General features: G+C 61.5%; 16 protein-coding genes and 1 pseudogene. 6 read left to right on the top strand and 11 right to left on the bottom strand.

The genetic code is table 11. The features are described 5' to 3' along the window. The first annotated feature begins 92 nt into the window (after positions 1–92). From hutI to mdoH, 6 genes are all read left to right on the top strand, one after another. The gene (hutI, locus tag AC0IXA_RS22645) at positions 93–1,298 is read left to right on the top strand and encodes an imidazolonepropionase (protein WP_471814532.1); all 1,206 of its coding nucleotides are present in this window, start codon (positions 93–95) and stop codon (positions 1,296–1,298) included. A gap of 10 nt (positions 1,299–1,308) precedes the next feature. Then, complete coding sequence (gene hutG / locus AC0IXA_RS22640) at positions 1,309–2,112, top strand: N-formylglutamate deformylase (RefSeq protein ID WP_471814531.1); 804 nt, start codon at positions 1,309–1,311, stop codon at positions 2,110–2,112. 243 nt (positions 2,113–2,355) lie between these two features. Continuing rightward, entirely contained in the window at positions 2,356–3,327 is a 972-nt protein-coding gene (pip, locus tag AC0IXA_RS22635; RefSeq protein ID WP_024011249.1) for a prolyl aminopeptidase, read from the top strand. Next, positions 3,324–3,761, top strand: coding sequence for a D-aminoacyl-tRNA deacylase (gene dtd, locus AC0IXA_RS22630; protein ID WP_073471585.1), 438 nt, complete (start codon positions 3,324–3,326; stop codon positions 3,759–3,761). Before pip ends, dtd begins: the two co-directional genes overlap by 4 nt. 305 nt (positions 3,762–4,066) lie before the next feature. Continuing rightward, complete coding sequence (locus AC0IXA_RS22625; protein ID WP_160768503.1) at positions 4,067–5,848, top strand: glucan biosynthesis protein G; 1,782 nt, start codon at positions 4,067–4,069, stop codon at positions 5,846–5,848. After that, positions 5,841–8,411: a glucans biosynthesis glucosyltransferase MdoH gene (gene mdoH / locus AC0IXA_RS22620; RefSeq protein WP_130910699.1), complete on the top strand. Its 2,571-nt coding sequence runs from the start codon at positions 5,841–5,843 to the stop codon at positions 8,409–8,411. The genes AC0IXA_RS22625 and mdoH overlap by 8 nt, the downstream gene beginning before the upstream one ends. Before the next feature lie 253 nt (positions 8,412–8,664). Here mdoH and AC0IXA_RS22615 read toward each other — a convergent pair whose 3' ends face one another. The 11 genes and pseudogenes from AC0IXA_RS22615 to ubiE all read right to left on the bottom strand — a co-directional run bounded on the left by AC0IXA_RS22615 (position 8,665) and on the right by ubiE (position 16,884). Beyond that, positions 8,665–9,378, bottom strand: coding sequence for a methyl-accepting chemotaxis protein (locus AC0IXA_RS22615; protein WP_371262571.1), 714 nt, complete (start codon positions 9,376–9,378; stop codon positions 8,665–8,667). A gap of 141 nt (positions 9,379–9,519) precedes the next feature. Beyond that, positions 9,520–10,464: pseudogene (locus tag AC0IXA_RS22610) on the bottom strand (methyl-accepting chemotaxis protein); the annotation flags it as partial. A gap of 322 nt (positions 10,465–10,786) precedes the next feature. Continuing rightward, positions 10,787–11,494: a 16S rRNA (uracil(1498)-N(3))-methyltransferase gene (locus tag AC0IXA_RS22605; protein WP_122508487.1), complete on the bottom strand. Its 708-nt coding sequence runs from the start codon at positions 11,492–11,494 to the stop codon at positions 10,787–10,789. Next, complete coding sequence (tatC, locus tag AC0IXA_RS22600; protein ID WP_016772075.1) at positions 11,491–12,282, bottom strand: twin-arginine translocase subunit TatC; 792 nt, start codon at positions 12,280–12,282, stop codon at positions 11,491–11,493. Before tatC ends, AC0IXA_RS22605 begins: the two co-directional genes overlap by 4 nt. Continuing rightward, positions 12,279–12,725, bottom strand: a complete 447-nt coding sequence (tatB, locus tag AC0IXA_RS22595) for a Sec-independent protein translocase protein TatB (RefSeq protein ID WP_016772074.1) — start codon at positions 12,723–12,725, stop codon at positions 12,279–12,281. The genes tatC and tatB overlap by 4 nt, the downstream gene beginning before the upstream one ends. A gap of 10 nt (positions 12,726–12,735) precedes the next feature. After that, a complete protein-coding gene (locus AC0IXA_RS22590; RefSeq protein WP_016772073.1) occupies positions 12,736–13,017 on the bottom strand; it encodes a twin-arginine translocase TatA/TatE family subunit in 282 nt (93 codons plus the stop codon). Positions 13,018–13,042: 25 nt separating this feature from the next. After that, positions 13,043–13,375 carry a phosphoribosyl-ATP diphosphatase gene (locus tag AC0IXA_RS22585; RefSeq protein ID WP_003220849.1) on the bottom strand — a complete coding sequence of 111 codons (333 nt, stop codon included), beginning with the start codon at positions 13,373–13,375 and terminating at the stop codon, positions 13,043–13,045. Then, positions 13,368–13,769: a phosphoribosyl-AMP cyclohydrolase gene (hisI, locus tag AC0IXA_RS22580; RefSeq protein ID WP_007899278.1), complete on the bottom strand. Its 402-nt coding sequence runs from the start codon at positions 13,767–13,769 to the stop codon at positions 13,368–13,370. Before hisI ends, AC0IXA_RS22585 begins: the two co-directional genes overlap by 8 nt. A 120-nt stretch (positions 13,770–13,889) precedes the next feature. Continuing rightward, positions 13,890–15,494: a ubiquinone biosynthesis regulatory protein kinase UbiB gene (ubiB, locus tag AC0IXA_RS22575; protein ID WP_024011256.1), complete on the bottom strand. Its 1,605-nt coding sequence runs from the start codon at positions 15,492–15,494 to the stop codon at positions 13,890–13,892. After that, positions 15,491–16,114, bottom strand: coding sequence for a ubiquinone biosynthesis accessory factor UbiJ (locus AC0IXA_RS22570; RefSeq protein WP_122601422.1), 624 nt, complete (start codon positions 16,112–16,114; stop codon positions 15,491–15,493). Before AC0IXA_RS22570 ends, ubiB begins: the two co-directional genes overlap by 4 nt. Beyond that, entirely contained in the window at positions 16,114–16,884 is a 771-nt protein-coding gene (gene ubiE, locus AC0IXA_RS22565) for a bifunctional demethylmenaquinone methyltransferase/2-methoxy-6-polyprenyl-1,4-benzoquinol methylase UbiE (RefSeq protein ID WP_016772069.1), read from the bottom strand. The genes AC0IXA_RS22570 and ubiE overlap by 1 nt, the downstream gene beginning before the upstream one ends. Positions 16,885–16,930: the final 46 nt, after the last annotated feature.

The following is a 16,930-nucleotide window of genomic DNA, read 5'->3' as shown; positions in this document are numbered from 1 at the left end:
CCTCAAGGGACGCTCCGCGTCCAGTGACGCGGAGCGTCACGGGCTGCATTCCCACGCAGAGCGTGGGAACGATCACTATAAGAGGAACCGGGATGAAAACCCTCTGGCAACACTGCCACGTCGCAACCATGGCCAACGGCGCCTATTCGATCATCGAGGATGCCGCGATCGTCACGTCCGGCACGCTGATCGAGTGGATCGGCCCACGCACTCAATTGCCGTCCGGTGAATACCCTGCGCTCAATGATTTGCAGGGTGCGTGGGTCACCCCCGGTCTGATCGACTGCCATACCCACACCGTGTTCGGCGGCAACCGCAGCGGCGAATTCGAGCAGCGTCTGCAAGGCGTCAGCTATGCCGAGATCGCCGCGCAGGGCGGCGGCATCGCCAGCACCGTGCGCGCCACTCGCGAAGCCACTGAGGACGAGCTGTTCGCCAGCGCCGCCAAACGCCTGAAAAGCCTGATGCGCGACGGCGTGACCACGGTGGAAATGAAGTCGGGCTACGGTCTCGATCTGGCCAACGAGCGCAAGCTGCTGCGAGTCATCCGGCACCTGGCCGAAGAGCTGCCGATCAGCGTGCGCAGCACTTGCCTGGCGGCGCACGCGTTGCCGCCGGAGTACAAGGATCGCGCCGACGAATACATCGATCTGGTCTGCGAGCAGATGCTCCCGGCCCTTGCCGCCGAAGGTTTGGTCGATGCCGTGGATGCGTTCTGCGAATACCTGGCGTTTTCGCCGGAGCAGGTCGAGCGGGTCTTCGTCGCCGCGCGACAACTCGGACTGCCGGTGAAGCTGCACGCCGAGCAATTGTCCTCGCTGCACGGCTCCAGCCTCGCCGCACGCTACAAAGCCTTGTCCGCCGATCATCTGGAATTCATGGACGAGGACGATGCCATCGCCATGGCCGCCGCCGACACCGTCGCTGTGCTGCTACCGGGCGCGTTCTACTTCCTGCGCGAAACCCAATTGCCGCCGATGGACGCGCTGCGCAAGCACAAGGTGAAGATCGCCATCGCCAGCGACCTCAACCCCGGCACCTCGCCGGCGCTGTCGTTGCGTCTGATGCTGAACATGGCCTGCACCTGTTTCCGCATGACTCCGGAAGAAGCCCTGGCCGGGGCGACCCTTCATGCCGCGCAGGCGCTGGGCATGGCTGACACCCACGGCTCGCTGGAGGTCGGCAAGGTCGCTGATTTCGTGGCGTGGGACATCGAGCGTCCGGCGGATCTGGCCTATTGGCTCGGTGGCGATCTGGACAAGCGTGTCGTGCGTCACGGCGTCGAATCGAATCTGTAGGAGAGCGGTTGTGGACAAAGTACTGAATTTCAAACAAGGGCGCGTGCCGCTGCTGATCAGCATGCCCCACGCCGGTTTGCGTCTGACCCCGGCGGTCGAAGCCGGGCTGATCCCCGCTGCGAAGAGTCTGCCGGACACCGACTGGCATATCCCGCAGCTCTACGATTTTGCCGAGGAGCTGGGCGCCAGCACCCTGGCCGCCGAGTATTCGCGTTTCGTCATCGACCTCAACCGGCCGTCCGACGACAAGCCGTTGTATGCCGGGGCAACCACCGGTTTGTACCCGGCGACGTTGTTCGACGGCATTCCGTTGTTTCAGGAAGGTCTGGAACCGTCGAAAGAGGAGCGCGCGACTTACCTGGAGCAGATCTGGACGCCGTACCATCGCACCTTGCAGCAAGAGCTGGCGCGACTGAAAGCCGAATTCGGCTACGCGCTGTTGTTCGATGCGCACTCGATCCGCTCCATCATCCCGCACCTGTTCGACGGCAAACTGCCGGACTTCAACCTCGGCACCTTCAATGGCGCCAGTTGTGATCCGCAACTGGCTGCTGAACTGGAAGTGATCTGCGCGCGGCACGAGCAGTTTACTCATGTGCTCAACGGTCGCTTCAAAGGCGGGCACATCATCCGCCAGTACGGCGATCCGGCGCAGAACATCCACGCCGTGCAGCTGGAACTGTGTCAGTCCACCTACATGGAAGAGTTCGAACCGTTCCGCTACCGCGCCGACCTCGCCGAACCGACGCGGGTGGTGCTCAGGGAATTGCTGCAGGGACTGCTCGCTTGGGGTGAAAAACACCACAACGCCTGAAGCACCCCTGCAGGAGCTGCCGAGGGCTGCGATCTTTGATCGTTCCCACGCTCTGCGTGGGAATGCAGCCCGTGACGCTCCGCGTCACTGGACGCGGAGCGTCCCAAGAGGCGTTCCCACGCAGAGCGTGGGAACGATCAGGCCCCGGAGCATGCTCATTGACGCAAATCGGGTTTATGATGCCCAACGGCAGAATAATACGAGTCCCCCCAGGGATGACCTCGACCCCTTACGGAGCGCGCAATGCAGACTTTGTTTCCGCAGATCAAACCCCACGCCCGGCACGATCTGGCTGTCGATGACACCCATACGCTGTACGTCGATGAAAGCGGCTCGCCGGAGGGTTTACCGGTGGTGTTCATCCACGGTGGCCCCGGCGCCGGCTGCGACGCCCAGAGCCGACGCTATTTCGATCCGAATCTGTATCGCATCGTCACCTTCGACCAGCGCGGCTGCGGTCGCTCGACGCCGCACGCCAGCCTGGAAAACAACACCACCTGGGATCTGGTCGAAGACCTTGAGCGCATCCGCAAACACCTTGGCATTGAAAAATGGGTGCTGTTCGGCGGCTCGTGGGGTTCGACCCTGGCGCTGGCCTACGCGCAAACCCACCCGGAGCGGGTCCATGGTCTGATTCTGCGCGGGATCTTTCTCTGCCGTCCGCAGGAAATCGAATGGTTCTATCAGGCCGGCGCCAGCCGTCTGTTCCCCGATTACTGGCAGGACTACATCGCGCCGATCCCGCTGGACGAGCGCGACGACCTGCTCAACGCTTTCCACAAACGCCTGATCGGCAACGATCAGATCGCCCAGATGCATGCGGCGAAGGCGTGGTCGACCTGGGAAGGGCGCACCGCGACCCTGCGCCCGAACCCGCTGGTGGTCGATCGTTTCTCCGAGCCGCAACGCGCGCTGTCGATTGCGCGGATCGAATGCCACTACTTCACCAACAATGCCTTCCTTGAGCCGAACCAGCTGATTCGCGACATGGGCAAGATCGCTCATCTGCCCGGCGTGATCATTCACGGTCGTTACGACGTGATCTGCCCGCTCGACAACGCCTGGGAATTGCACCAGGCCTGGCCGAACAGTGAATTGCAGGTGATCCGCGACGCCGGCCACGCCGCATCCGAGCCAGGCATCACCGATGCGCTGGTGCGCGCCGCGAGCAAAATGGCCCAGCGCCTGCTCGACCTGCCGCTCGAAGAAGCATGAAGGCGCTGTTGCAACGCGTACGCGGCGCGCGGGTAGAGGTCGCCGGCGAGGTAGTCGGCGCGGTCGATCAGGGTTTGCTGGTGCTGGTGGCGGTAGAACCCGACGACACGCGTACCAGCGCCGACAAACTTCTGCATAAGCTGCTTAACTATCGGGTATTCAGTGACGCCGAGGGCAAGATGAATCTGTCCCTGGCGGATGTGGGTGGCGGGTTGCTGCTGGTCTCTCAGTTCACCCTCGCCGCAGACACCAGAAGCGGCCTGCGTCCGAGCTTTTCCACGGCCGCACCGCCGGCGCTGGGTGAAGAATTGTTCGACTATTTATTGAGTCAGGCGAAACAGGTGCATGGCACTGTGGCATCAGGTAGATTCGGCGCCGATATGCAGGTGCACCTGGTCAACGATGGCCCGGTAACCTTCCTGTTACAGACCTGACAGTGCCTGAAACATGTTTTTCGGCAATTTCGACTGTTTTTAGGCTGTTTTCGCGATAAATACTTTGTTACCCCTGATGCGTTGTCATCCGGGCTACTAGATAATCGCGCGCTGCGGGGATCGACATTCGTTGATCCGTTTTGACTTAGGTAGAGACTTGTCTGGATCCGATTGGGGAATCATTTTGCCCCGGCGGAGTCGGAACATTGCTCGCCAACCTGGCATAAAGATAGCTGGCCGTTGGTTTATTGATCTGTTTTCGGCGAGGGTTGCTCGTGATTGTTAGTCCCTGTAATGCAGCAAAAATGTCTGCCAAACGCATGCGAAGTGCTCTGGTAGCGGGTTCGGCGCTCCTGTGCCTGCTCAGCGCCGGTCAGCTTTGGGCGTTCAATCTTGACGACGTATCGGCCAAGGCCAAAGAGCTGGCCGGGCAGAAGTTCGAAGCCCCGCGCAGCAACCTGCCGAACGAATTCCGCGAAATGAAGTTCGCGGACTACCAGAAGATCCGCTTCCTCACCGAAAAGGCTGAGTGGGCCGATCAGAAGACGCCGTTCAAGCTCTCCTTCTATCACCAGGGTATGCACTTCGATACACCGGTGAAAATCAACGAAATCACTGCGAACACCGTCTCGGAGATCAAATACGATCCGAGCCGCTTCGATTTCGGCGATCTGAAATTCGATCCGAAAGCCACCGAGCAACTGGGCTATGCCGGTTTCCGTGTGCTGTACCCGATCAACAAGGCCGACAAGCAAGACGAGATCATGACCATGCTCGGCGCGAGTTACTTCCGCGTCGTCGGCAAGGGCCATACCTATGGTCTGTCGGCCCGTGGTCTGGCGATCGATACTGCGCTGCCGTCGGGTGAAGAGTTCCCGCGTTTCCGCGAGTTCTGGATTCAGCAGCCCAAGCCGGGCGACAAGCACCTGGTGATCTTCGCTCTGCTCGACTCGCCGCGTGCCACTGGTGCCTACCGTCTGATCCTGCGTCCGGGCAGCGACACCATCGTCGACGTCAAAGCGCAGATGTTCCTGCGTGACAAGGTTGGCAAACTGGGTATCGCGCCGCTGACCAGCATGTTCCTGTTCGGCGCCAACCAGCCGTCGAAAGTGCTCAACTACCGTCGTGAACTGCACGACTCCAGCGGTCTGTCGATTCATGCCGGCAACGGCGAGTGGATCTGGCGCCCACTGAACAACCCGAAACATCTGGCCGTGAGCAACTTCAGCGTCGAGAACCCGCGTGGTTTCGGTCTGCTGCAGCGTGGCCGTGACTTCAGCCACTACGAAGACCTCGACGACCGCTACGACAAGCGCCCAAGCGCCTGGATCGAGCCGAAGGGCGAGTGGGGCAAGGGCACTGTCGATCTGGTAGAGATTCCGACCGCTGACGAAACCAACGACAACATCGTTGCGTTCTGGAGCCCGGAAAAAATGCCGGAGCCAGGCCAGCCGCTGGACTTCGCCTACCGCATGCACTGGACCATGGACGAAGCAGCACTCCACGCGCCGGACAGCGCCTGGGTGGCACAGACCCTGCGTTCGACCGGTGACGTCAAGCAATCGAACCTGATCCGTCAGCCCGATGGCAGCGTGGCCTATCTGGTCGACTTCGAAGGTCCATCGCTGGCGGCACTGACGCCGGATGCCGACGTGCGCAGTCAGGTCAGCGTCGGTGACAACGCCGAACTGGTCGAGAACAGCGTGCGCTACAACCCGGAAACCAAGGGCTGGCGCTTGACCCTGCGGATGAAGATCAAGGATCCGAGCAAAGCGACCGAAATGCGTGCCGCCCTGGTTCAGCCAGTGGTCACAGCAGATCTGGGCAAATCGGTGCCGGCGTCCAATTCGTCGGTCGCCAAGGCTGACAAGGTTGCCGCCAAGCAACAGGAAAAACTCGACAAGGAAGCCAAGGCCGCCGAAGCCAAACAGGCTGAAGCCAAGCCTGCAGCCGACGCCAAGGACAAGGCCAACAAAGACGCCAAGCAGCCAGTCGCTGCCGACGCGGCCCCAGCCACACCGGAATCGGCGCCGACTGAAGAAGTCCTGACCGAGACCTGGAGCTATCAGTTGCCTGCCGATGAGTAATTCACCAGTACAGCCAGAGACTCTGTCCGAGTATCTGGCGCATCTGCCGATGACCGACGAGCAACGCGCGGAACTCGCGGGTTGCCAGTCGTTCAGCGAGCTGCATGAACGCCTGTCGTCCTCGACATTCGACGCTCCTGCCGAAGCCGCCCAGGCTTCGGTGGGCAAGCGTCTGACCCTGAGCACTGCCGAAGAACTCGCTGAAGCGGAAATGCTGGTGCTCGACGCCAGTGGTCGGGTCAGCCTCAAGGCGACCCCGCCGATCCGCCGCACCAAGGTCGTGCCGGAGCCATGGCGCACCAATATCCTGGTGCGTGGCTGGCGCCGTCTGACCGGGCGCACCAACCCGCCGCAGCCGCCGAAGGACGCCAATGTCCTGCCGGCCGCGCGCTGGCGCACCGTCGGTTCGATCCGCCGCTATATCCTGTTGCTGCTGATGCTCGGCCAGACCATCGTTGCCGGTTGGTACATGAAAGGCATCATGCCGTACCAGGGCTGGTCGTTCGTCGATCTCGATGAAGTCCTGCATCAGCCGCTGCTGCAAACCGCCACGCAAGTGCTGCCGTACGCGCTGCAAACCAGCATCCTTATTCTGTTCGGGATTCTGTTCTGCTGGGTCTCGGCCGGTTTCTGGACCGCGCTGATGGGCTTCCTCGAGTTGCTCACCGGCCACGATAAATACCGTATCTCCGGGAAAAGCGCCGGTAACGAGCCGATTCCCAAAGATGCGCGTACTGCGCTGGTAATGCCGATCTGCAACGAAGACGTGCCGCGTGTATTCGCCGGTCTGCGTGCGACGTTCGAATCGGTCGCCGCCACCGGTGACCTGGATCGCTTCGACTTCTTCGTCCTCAGCGACAGTAACGACACCGATATCTGCGTCGCCGAGCAACAGGCCTGGCTGGATGTCTGCCGCGAGGCCAAGGGCTTCGGCAAGATCTTCTATCGCCGTCGTCGCCGTCGCGTGAAACGCAAGAGCGGCAACCTCGACGACTTTTGCCGTCGTTGGGGTGGTGACTACAAGTACATGGTCGTGCTCGACGCCGACTCGGTGATGAGCGGCGAGTGCCTGACCAGTCTGGTACGTCTGATGGAAGCCACGCCGGACGCCGGGATCATCCAGACCGCGCCACGTGCGTCGGGCATGGACACCCTGTATGCGCGGATGCAGCAGTTCGCCACCCGCGTGTACGGCCCGCTGTTTACTGCCGGTCTGCACTTCTGGCAGTTGGGTGAATCCCACTACTGGGGTCACAACGCGATCATCCGCATGAAGCCGTTTATCGACCACTGCGCTTTGGCGCCGTTGCCGGGTAAAGGTGCTTTCTCCGGTGCGATCCTTTCCCACGACTTCGTCGAAGCTGCGCTGATGCGCCGTGCCGGTTGGGGCGTGTGGATTGCCTACGACCTGCCGGGCAGTTACGAAGAGCTGCCGCCGAACCTGCTCGACGAGCTCAAGCGTGACCGTCGCTGGTGCCACGGCAACCTGATGAACTTCCGCCTGTTCCTGGTCAAGGGCATGCACCCGGTGCACCGCGCGGTGTTCCTCACCGGCGTGATGTCCTACCTGTCGGCGCCGTTGTGGTTCTTCTTCCTGGTGTTGTCGACCGCGCTGCTGGCGGTGAACACGCTGATGGAGCCGCAGTACTTCCTCGAACCGCGTCAGCTCTATCCGCTGTGGCCACAATGGCACCCGGACAAGGCCATCGCGCTGTTCTCGACGACCATCGTGCTGCTGTTCCTGCCGAAGCTGTTGAGCATCATCCTGATCTGGGCCAAGGGCGCGAAAGAGTTCGGCGGCAAGTTCAAGGTGACCCTGTCGATGCTGCTGGAGATGCTATTCTCCATGCTGCTGGCGCCGGTGCGGATGATTTTCCACACCCGTTTCGTCCTCGCCGCGTTCCTCGGTTGGGCCGCGACCTGGAACTCGCCGCAGCGTGACGACGACTCGACGCCGTGGAGCGAAGCGGTCAAGCGCCACGGTCCGCAGACGTTGCTGGGCTTCTTGTGGGCGCTGCTGGTGATCTGGCTGAACCCGAGCTTCCTCTGGTGGCTGGTGCCGATTGTCGGTTCGCTGATGCTGTCGATCCCGGTATCGGTGATCTCCAGCCGTGTCGGCCTTGGTTTGAAGACCCGTGACGAGAGCCTGTTCCTCATCCCCGAGGAATACAATCCGCCACAGGCCTTGCTGGCCACCGATCAGTACACCCACGAGAACCGCTATCACGCCCTCAACGACGGCTTCGTCCGCGCCGTGGTCGATCCTCAGCAGAACGCCTTGGCGTGCTCGCTGGCGACCTCGCGTCACGGCCAGGCCGAGCCGATCGAGTGGCTGCGTCAGGAACGTGTGCGTCACGCGATCAAGGTCGGCCCGGCCGGGCTGAACAACCATGATCGCCTGCAACTGCTTAGCGACCCTGTCGCACTGGCACGCCTGCACGAGCAGGTCTGGGCCGAAGGTCACGCTGAGTGGCTGGACGCCTGGCGAGCTTCGGTGAAAGCCGATCCGCACGCGCCGTTGCTGCCGCTGCGACCGGTGAGCCTGCAGGCTCAGCCGGCCTGATGAGAAAACCCCGCTGATTCAGCGGGGTTTTTTTATGTCCGCTGTTGAGCTGCGAACAAATACCGATCAAACCTAAAACCAGTGCATAGCATCCCTCGCCAAATTGGCGCGCCCGTTATCTACGACGCGCAGACCGCGCCGCTGCCTTCGCGAGCAGGCTCGCTCCCACCTTGGAATGCGTTTCCCTGTGGGAGCGAGCCTGCTCGCGAATGGCATCACCTCGGTTACAGGCGAACCGAGGTTGTGCATCAACTCAGACTTTGAAACGGCCTACCAGCATCTGCAGATGCGTGCCCAGTCGCGCCAGTTCAACGCTGGATGCGGCAGTCTCCTCGCTCGCCGCCGAGGTCTGATCGGACACATCGCGCACGTTCAGTACGCTGCGGTTGATCTCTTCGGCCACGGCGCTCTGCTGCTCGGCGGCTGCGGCGATCTGCTGGTTCATTGCCTGGATCGCCGAGACGGTGCGGGTGATGCTTTCCAGTGAGCCACCGGCACGCCGGGTCAGTTCGACGCTGCTGTCGGTGAGGCTGCGGCTGTTGTCCATGATCGTCGCCACTTGCTGGGTACCGTTTTGCAGACCGACGATCAGCTCCTCGATCTCTTCGGTGGACTTCTGCGTGCGCTGGGCGAGGCTGCGAACTTCGTCGGCAACCACGGCGAAACCACGTCCGGCTTCACCGGCGCGGGCCGCTTCGATGGCGGCGTTGAGGGCCAGCAGGTTGGTTTGCTGGGCCACCGACTTGATCACATCGAGGACGCTGCCGATCTTGTCGCTTTCACGCTTGAGCTCGCCCATGGCTTCGGTGGAATGCCCCACCTCGACCGCCAGACGTTCGATCTGGGCGATGGCTTCGCCGACGACCTTGTCACCTTCGCGGGCCTGTTGATCAGCGGCGACAGCGGCCTCGGAAGCTTCTTCAGCGTTGCGCGCGACTTCCTGCACGGTAGCAGCCATTTCGTTCATGGCGGTGGCGACCTGATCGGTCTCGACCTTCTGATTATTGACCCCGGCGCTGGTCTGCTCGGTCACCGCGGATAGCTCTTCAGCGGCGCTGGCGATCTGCGTGACGCCGTCGCTGATGCCACCGATCAATTCGCGCAGGCCTTGAGTCATGCTCTGCATCGAGCGCTGCAATTGGCCGAGCTCATCGCGGCGCAGGGAAACCAGGTTGTGGGTCAGATCACCGGCGGCCACGCGCTCGGCTACTTTGAGGGTCTGGGTCAGCGGAATGATGATCTGCCGAGTGATGATCCACGCTGCCAGCAAACCGAACATCAGCGCCAACACAGTGGCGATCAGCAGCATGTTCTTGGCGTGGGCGGCGTCGGTGTCGCGCACCACGGTTTGCGATTCGGTGAGCTTCTTGCTGGCCATGATCAGGATGTCGCCCTGAGCCGACATGCTGGCCAGTGCAGCGGCGTTCTTCACCTGTGAATCACGGAACTGAGCGACGGCGGCGCGATAGGCCTTGAGCGAGTCGGTGGCTTGCTGCAGGTTGGCGATGTGTTGCTCCGGCACGCGGGTCGGCAGGCTCTCGAGATTTTTTAGGGCGTTGTCGATGGCAGTCAGCGCCGGTTGCTCGGCATCGGCCTTGCCGCTATAGGTGTAACCGCGCACCTGATAGCGCGCCTGCTGCAACAGTTTGCTCAGCTCGATCACCGCGTTGTATTGGGCGACGCTGTCGCCTTGCAGTAGCGCACTTTCAACTTCGCCAACCTTGGCCACGGCATTATCGGCGTTGGCGCCAAGCTTGCTCCGCGCGTCTTCACGCTGGACGGTGGCCTGGGTCATTTCGCCGAAGGCGCGTTTGTATTCGGCGACCGCAGCAAGCTGTTGGTCGACCATCGCCACATCGGATGGCTGCTCGATCATGCCGCGTGCCGATTGCAGACCGCTTTCAAGTTGGTTGAGGTATCCATTGACCGCGCCCGGGCCCTGTTCGCCACGGCGCATGTCGTAGTCCATGCGCGCCAGGCGCAGGTCTTTGGTCAGCTCATTGAGGCTGGAAATGAAACCGAGCTTGTCGCCACGGCTGATGATGCCGCTCATGCCGGTCCAGCCGGTGAAAGTGATCAACAGCGTCAGCAACAGCACCAGGCCGAAACCGATGCCCAGCTTGCGTTTGACGCTGACGTTTCCAAGACTCTCGGCTAACCAACGGTACATGCGACCACTCCCTTCGGACCACTTAATTGGACTTATAGGGGGTGTATCGGCTGGGTGATGGCAATCTGTAACGCCACTTGTCTGCGACTGTAGGGGCTTGTATGAGCTGACGAGTGCAACGAGGCTGCGATCCTTTGATCTTGCTTTTAAAACAAGATCAAAAGATCGCAGCCTTCGGCAGCTCCTACACAGGATCGTTGTTGCGTCAGAACAGGCGTGCGAGCAGGGCGGTGACGGCGGTTTCGACGCGCAGGATGCGCTCGCCCAGTTGCACCGGTTGCAGGCCGGATTTGGCCAGCAGATCGATTTCGTAGGGAATCCAGCCACCCTCGGGGCCGATGGCCAGGGTCACCGGTTCGCTCAGAGCGCGCGGGCAGGGCGGGAAGTTGCCGGGGTGGCCTACCAGGCCGAGGGTGCCCTCGGCGATCGCCGGCAAGCGATCTTCAACAAAAGGCTTGAAGCGCTTTTCGATGACGATCTCCGGCAACACCGTATCGCGAGCCTGTTCGAGCCCGAGGATCAACTGCTCACGAATCGCTTCCGGCTCCAGAAATGGCGTCTGCCAGAAGCTTTTTTCGACGCGATAGCTGTTGACCAGAATCACCTTGGCCACGCCCATGGTCGCGACGGTCTGGAACACGCGGCGGAGCATTTTCGGCCGGGGCAGGGCCAGCACCAGGGTCAGCGGCAGTTTGGCCGGCGGTGGCTGATCGAGGTTGACGCGCAGCTCCGCTTCGCCGGCTTCCAGACGCAGCAACTCGGCCGAACCCATCAACCCGTTGATGCGCCCGACGCGCAGGCTGTCGCCGACTTCCGAACGATGCACTTCCTGCATGTGGGTCAGGCGACGATCACGCAGAATCACGCGGTCGGCCGCAATGAAGTCGGCCTCTTCGAGCAGCAGCAGGTTCATGCCTGGGTCGCTGGCGGCTGGTCGTTGTGGTCGTCGGCCGGCGTTTCGTCCGGGCGTTCGCGCTTGCTGACCAGCGCGCCAAAGAGGATGCCGATTTCGAACAGCATCCACATCGGCACAGCCAGCAGGGTCTGCGAGAAGATGTCCGGCGGGGTCAGGATCATGCCGACCACGAAGCAGCCGATGATCACGTACGGGCGGATCTTCTTCAGGTATTTGACGTCGACCACGCCGATCCACACCAGCAGGACCACGGCCACCGGGATCTCGAACGCCACGCCGAAGGCGAAGAACAGCGTCATGACGAAATCGAGGTAGCTGGCGATGTCGGTCATCATCTCCACGCCGGCCGGGGTGGCAGCGGCGAAGAATTTGAAGATCAATGGGAAGACGAAGTAATAGGCGAACGCCATGCCGATGTAGAAGAGCAGGATGCTGGAGATCAGCAACGGTACCGCAACGCGTTTTTCATGCTTGTACAGGCCCGGTGCGATAAAGCCCCAGATCTGATGCAGGATCACTGGAATCGCAAGAAACAGCGAAACCATCATCGTCAGTTTCAGCGGCGTCAGGAACGGCGACGACACGTCGGTGGCGATCATCGTCGCGCCGACCGGCAGGTACTGGCGCAGCGGCGTCGAGACGAAGGTGTAGATCTGCTGGGTGAACGCGAACAGCCCGGCAAAAATAATGAAGATCGCCGCCACGCAACGCAGCAGGCGGGTGCGCAACTCGGTGAGGTGCGATACCAGCGGCATGTGCTGGTCGTTTTCCGGAAGATCGCTCATGGGGCTCGCGGCGGCAGTGTAGGGTCTTGAGGCGCTGGTGTAGTCGGCGCGGCGGAGGGCGCTACGTGTTCAACCGATGTGTCTGTGGTAACCGGCGCCGGTCCTGGCGGTGTTACAACAGGTGCAGGTGCAGTGGGAGCGGCAGCGCTGTGAATCGTCTGCTCGCCCACAGGCTCGACCGGCGACGGCTCCTGCTGGTTCGGATTGAAGATCTTCCGCGCCTCTTGCTCCAGCGACAGAATATGTTCGTTGTGCAGTTGCCGACGGATCTCGTCGGCACCGATTTCACGTTCAACTTCCTGTTTGATCGCGTTGAAGCTGCGCTTCAGGCGGCCGACCCACAGACCGGCGGTGCGCGCCGCGCCCGGCAGACGCTCGGGGCCGAGCACCAGCAGGGCGACGAGGCCGACGAGCAGCAGTTCAGAGAAGCTGATACCAAACATTAGTCAGTGCTCACACGTCTTTGCGGATCGGCTCTTCGACTTTTTGCGCCTGCACGTCGATGGTGTGCGGCGGGTTGGCCTGAGCGGTGGTTTGCGGCTGCACCGGTGGCACAGGCTGGGCCGGCGGGGTCACGCTAGGCTCGGCCGGTTTTTCGTCGTCGTTCATGGCTTTGCGAAAGCCCTTGATCGATTCGCCAACGTCGGTGCCGAGGTTTTTCAGTTTCTTGGTACCGAATACCAGCACCACGACAATCAGAATGACGACCCAGTGTTTCCAGTCAAAAATGCCCATGTGGCGATTCCTCTCTAAAAGTTGTTCAGGCGGACGGACGCGAGGCTTTCTCGACGTGTCCGGACAGGCCGAAGCGACGGTCCAGTTCATCCAGCACGGCCTGCGGATGCTGCCCCAGTTGGGCGAGCATGACCATGCTGTGGAACCACAGGTCGGCGGTCTCGTAGATCACATCACTGCAATCGCCGCTGATGGCGGCATCCTTGGCGGCAATAATGGTTTCGACCGACTCTTCGCCGACTTTCTCCAGAATCTTGTTCAGCCCCTTGTGATACAGGCTGGCGACATACGAACTGTCGGCGGCTGCGCCTTTGCGCTCTTCAAGTACCTGAGCGAGGCGGGTCAGGGTGTCACTCATGTGTGTGTCCTGCGGAATAGATAGCGTGCGGGTCTTTCAGTACCGGGTCGACCGTTTTCCAGTCGCCGTTTTCGAAGACCCGGTAAAAGCAGCTTTGACGGCCGGTGTGGCAGGCGATGTCGCCGATCTGTTCAACCATCAGGATGATCACGTCGGCATCACAGTCCAGGCGCATCTCATGCAGGGTCTGCACATGGCCGGACTCTTCGCCCTTGCGCCACAGCTTGCCACGGGAACGTGACCAGTAGATTGCACGATTCTCCGCAGCGGTCAGTTCGAGCGCTTCGCGGTTCATCCAGGCCATCATCAATACGCGCCCGGTCTTGTGATCCTGGGCAATCGCCGGCACCAGGCCGTCAGCGTCCCACTTGATCTCGTCCAGCCAGTTTTTCATCGTCAAATCTCGAAAAGCAGCAGCAAGCCATGAGCTTCGAGCTGCAAGTAAAAGCAGGTTGCGGTGTTCCGGTGTCGTCAAGCTTGCAGCTGGCAGCTTATAACTTGCAGCTGATTCGTGCTATCGGCGAACGACCAGATACAAACCGACCGCGATCATGATTCCGGCGGGCCAGTGCGCCCACTCGGTCAGCGGACCACCCGCAGCGAGGATCGCGCCGCCGGCCAGATGCGCGCAGCCGAGCAGGCGCAGGAACCAGTCGTCCTTGCGTTTGCGCCACGGCGGCGGAGGGTCTTTGGCGTGGGGTTGCGACATGCGTTCGAGCAGATCGCGGGCCATGTTCGACAGGTGCGGAATCTGTTCCAGCTGGCTCTGCACGTTGCCCAGCAAGGCTTTCGGGCTGACGCGTTCGCGCATCCAGCGCTCGAGAAACGGCTGCGCGGTGTTCCACAGATCCAGATCCGGGTACAGCTGACGACCGAGGCCTTCGATGTTCAGCAAGGTCTTCTGCAACAGCACCAGTTGCGGCTGCACTTCCATGTTGAAACGGCGAGCGGTCTGGAACAGGCGCATCAGCACCTGGCCAAATGAAATATCTTTTAACGGTTTTTCGAAGATCGGTTCGCACACCGTACGGATCGCCGCTTCGAATTCGTTGAGTTTGGTTTCCGCCGGCACCCAGCCCGAATCGATGTGCAACTGCGCCACACGGCGGTAGTCACGCTTGAAGAAGGCGAACAGGTTGCGCGCCAGATAATCTTGGTCTTCCGGGGTCAGGCTGCCGACGATGCCGCAGTCGATCGCGATGTATTGCGGGCTCCACGGATTGACCGTGCTGACGAAAATGTTGCCCGGGTGCATGTCGGCGTGGAAGAAACTGTCGCGGAACACCTGAGTGAAGAAAATCTCCACGCCACGCTCGGCGAGCATTTTCATGTCGGTGCGCTGGTCAGCGAGGGTCGCCAGATCGGTGACCTGGATGCCGTAGATGCGCTCCATGACCAGCACTTTCGGCCGGCACCAGTCCCAATAGACTTGCGGCACGTACAGCAGCTGCGAGCCTTCGAAGTTGCGGCGCAACTGGCTGGCGTTGGCCGCCTCGCGCAACAGATCGAGTTCGTCGTAAATGGTCTTTTCGTAATCCTGCACCACGTCGACCGGGTGCAGCAGGCGCGCGTCAGCGGAGAATTTTTCCGCCGCGCGGGCGAGGATGAACAGCCATGCCAGATCCTGCGCGATGATCGGTTTCAGGCCCGGGCGAATGACCTTGACCACGACTTCTTCGCCACTTTTCAGCTGCGCCGCATGCACCTGCGCCACCGAGGCCGAGGCCAGCGGGGCAACGTCGAAACGGCTGAACACTTCGCTGATTTTCTTGCCCAGCTGTTCTTCGATCAGCTTGATCGACACTTGCGAATCGAACGGCGGCACGCGGTCCTGCAGCAGCATCAGCTCATCGGCGATGTCTTCCGGCAACAGGTCGCGGCGGGTCGAAAGAATCTGCCCGAACTTGATGAAGATCGGCCCCAGATCCTGCAACGCCAGACGCAAGCGCGCACCACGGTTGAGTTCCAGCGGCTTGCGCGGCAGCCAGCGCCACGGCAGCAAAAAGCGCACGGCCAGAAGGAACCAGGGCAGTGGCAGATCGAACAGCAGGTCATCGAGGCGGTAGCGGATCACGACGCGCTGGATGCGCAACAGACGGCGGACGGCAAGCAGCTTCATGCGTTATCGCTTGGGTCGAGGGATCGGGAAAGGCGCTCGAAACGCGCCTCGAGTCGTTCCAGATCAAGTTTGATCCGGTCCAGTTCGCTGAATCGCGCTTCCGCTTCGCGCTGCCCGACGAGGGTGCGCGATTCTTCGGCGAGGTATTCGGCAAGATTCTGGTTGAGGCTGGCAAATCCTTGTTGATACCAGCGCGCGCGGCTGCGCAGGTGACCACCGAGCAATTGCGTGGCGACCGGACCGAGCCAGCGCGAGAGTTCGTACTCCCAGTCCAGCTCAAGATCCTGCAGCACGCCGGCCAGCTCCAGCAACACACCGCTGTCGCCATCGAGCTCGACTTCGGGTGCGTGCAGCACCGCGGTCTTGTCTTTGCTCAGGGCCAGTTTCACCAGGCTTGAGGCCGGTGCACGCAACGTGCAATCGACATCCGCTGCCCACTGCGAGGCGAGCATCAAGCCTTCGTCGCTGGGCAGGATGAACAGTTGCAGCGCCGGGCTGCGGCAGTCAACGGCAATCACCTTGCCGGCCAAATGCGCCAGGCGCGGCAGCGCCGTGCTGTCGAGACGCAGCACCCGGTTGAGGCCGAGTTCGACGCTGGCGAGCAGCCCGGTAAGCAACATCAGGGCTTGATGCCGCGGTGCAGGGCGACGATGCCTGCGGTCATGTTGTGATAGGTCACGCGGTCGAAACCGGCCTCGACCATCATCGACTTCAGGGTTTCCTGATTCGGGTGCATGCGGATCGATTCGGCCAGGTAACGATAGCTTTCCGAATCGTTGGTGATCAGCTTGCCCATCAGCGGCATGAAGGCGAACGAGTAGGCGTCGTAGGCTTTCGACATCAGTGCGTTGGTCGGCTTGGAGAATTCCAGTACCAGCAGGCGTCCGCCGGGCTTGAGCACGCGCAGCATCGAACGCAACGCGTCCTCTTTGTGCGTCACGTTGCGCAGGCCGAAGGCGATGGTCACGCAGTCGAAATGGTTGTCCGGGAATGGCAGTTTTTCCGCGTCGGCCTGGACGAATTCGACGTTGCCGGCAACGCCCAGATCGAGCAGACGATCCCGGCCGACCTTGAGCATCGACTCGTTGATGTCGGCCAGCACGACCTGGCCGGTCGGGCCGACGAGGTTCGAGAACTTGCGGGTCAGGTCGCCGGTGCCACCAGCGATGTCGAGCACGCGGTTGCCGCTGCGCACGCCGGAAAGCTCGATCGCGAAACGCTTCCACAGACGGTGCATGCCGCCCGACAGAAGGTCGTTCATCAGGTCGTATTTCGCGGCTACGGAATGGAAAACCTCAGCGACTTTTTCCGCTTTCTGGCTTTCCGGAACGTTTTTGAAGCCGAAGTGAGTGGTGGGTTCGGCATCGCTGCCTTTGCGCTGATCAGTCATATCGCTGTCACCAAAAGAGAATGCGCGACATTCTAATCCCCAAGCC

Source organism: Pseudomonas sp. AC083, from assembly GCF_979253165.1.
Note: the sequence above shows the minus strand (reverse complement) of the source record. Positions and strands in the feature narration are given on the sequence as shown.

Coding starts and splice junctions, on each gene's coding strand:
- AC0IXA_RS22605 (WP_122508487.1), bottom strand. CDS start 11,494: ATGAACCTGCTGCTGCTCGAAGAGGCCGACTTCATTGCGGCCGACCGC.
- dtd (WP_073471585.1), top strand. CDS start 3,324: ATGAAGGCGCTGTTGCAACGCGTACGCGGCGCGCGGGTAGAGGTCGCC.
- ubiE (WP_016772069.1), bottom strand. CDS start 16,884: ATGACTGATCAGCGCAAAGGCAGCGATGCCGAACCCACCACTCACTTC.
- ubiB (WP_024011256.1), bottom strand. CDS start 15,494: ATGAAGCTGCTTGCCGTCCGCCGTCTGTTGCGCATCCAGCGCGTCGTG.
- AC0IXA_RS22625 (WP_160768503.1), top strand. CDS start 4,067: ATGTCTGCCAAACGCATGCGAAGTGCTCTGGTAGCGGGTTCGGCGCTC.
- mdoH (WP_130910699.1), top strand. CDS start 5,841: ATGAGTAATTCACCAGTACAGCCAGAGACTCTGTCCGAGTATCTGGCG.
- hisI (WP_007899278.1), bottom strand. CDS start 13,769: ATGAAAAACTGGCTGGACGAGATCAAGTGGGACGCTGACGGCCTGGTG.
- tatC (WP_016772075.1), bottom strand. CDS start 12,282: ATGAGCGATCTTCCGGAAAACGACCAGCACATGCCGCTGGTATCGCAC.
- tatB (WP_016772074.1), bottom strand. CDS start 12,725: ATGTTTGGTATCAGCTTCTCTGAACTGCTGCTCGTCGGCCTCGTCGCC.
- pip (WP_024011249.1), top strand. CDS start 2,356: ATGCAGACTTTGTTTCCGCAGATCAAACCCCACGCCCGGCACGATCTG.
- AC0IXA_RS22585 (WP_003220849.1), bottom strand. CDS start 13,375: ATGAGTGACACCCTGACCCGCCTCGCTCAGGTACTTGAAGAGCGCAAA.
- hutI (WP_471814532.1), top strand. CDS start 93: ATGAAAACCCTCTGGCAACACTGCCACGTCGCAACCATGGCCAACGGC.
- AC0IXA_RS22590 (WP_016772073.1), bottom strand. CDS start 13,017: ATGGGCATTTTTGACTGGAAACACTGGGTCGTCATTCTGATTGTCGTG.
- AC0IXA_RS22570 (WP_122601422.1), bottom strand. CDS start 16,114: ATGTTGCTTACCGGGCTGCTCGCCAGCGTCGAACTCGGCCTCAACCGG.
- AC0IXA_RS22615 (WP_371262571.1), bottom strand. CDS start 9,378: ATGAACGAAATGGCTGCTACCGTGCAGGAAGTCGCGCGCAACGCTGAA.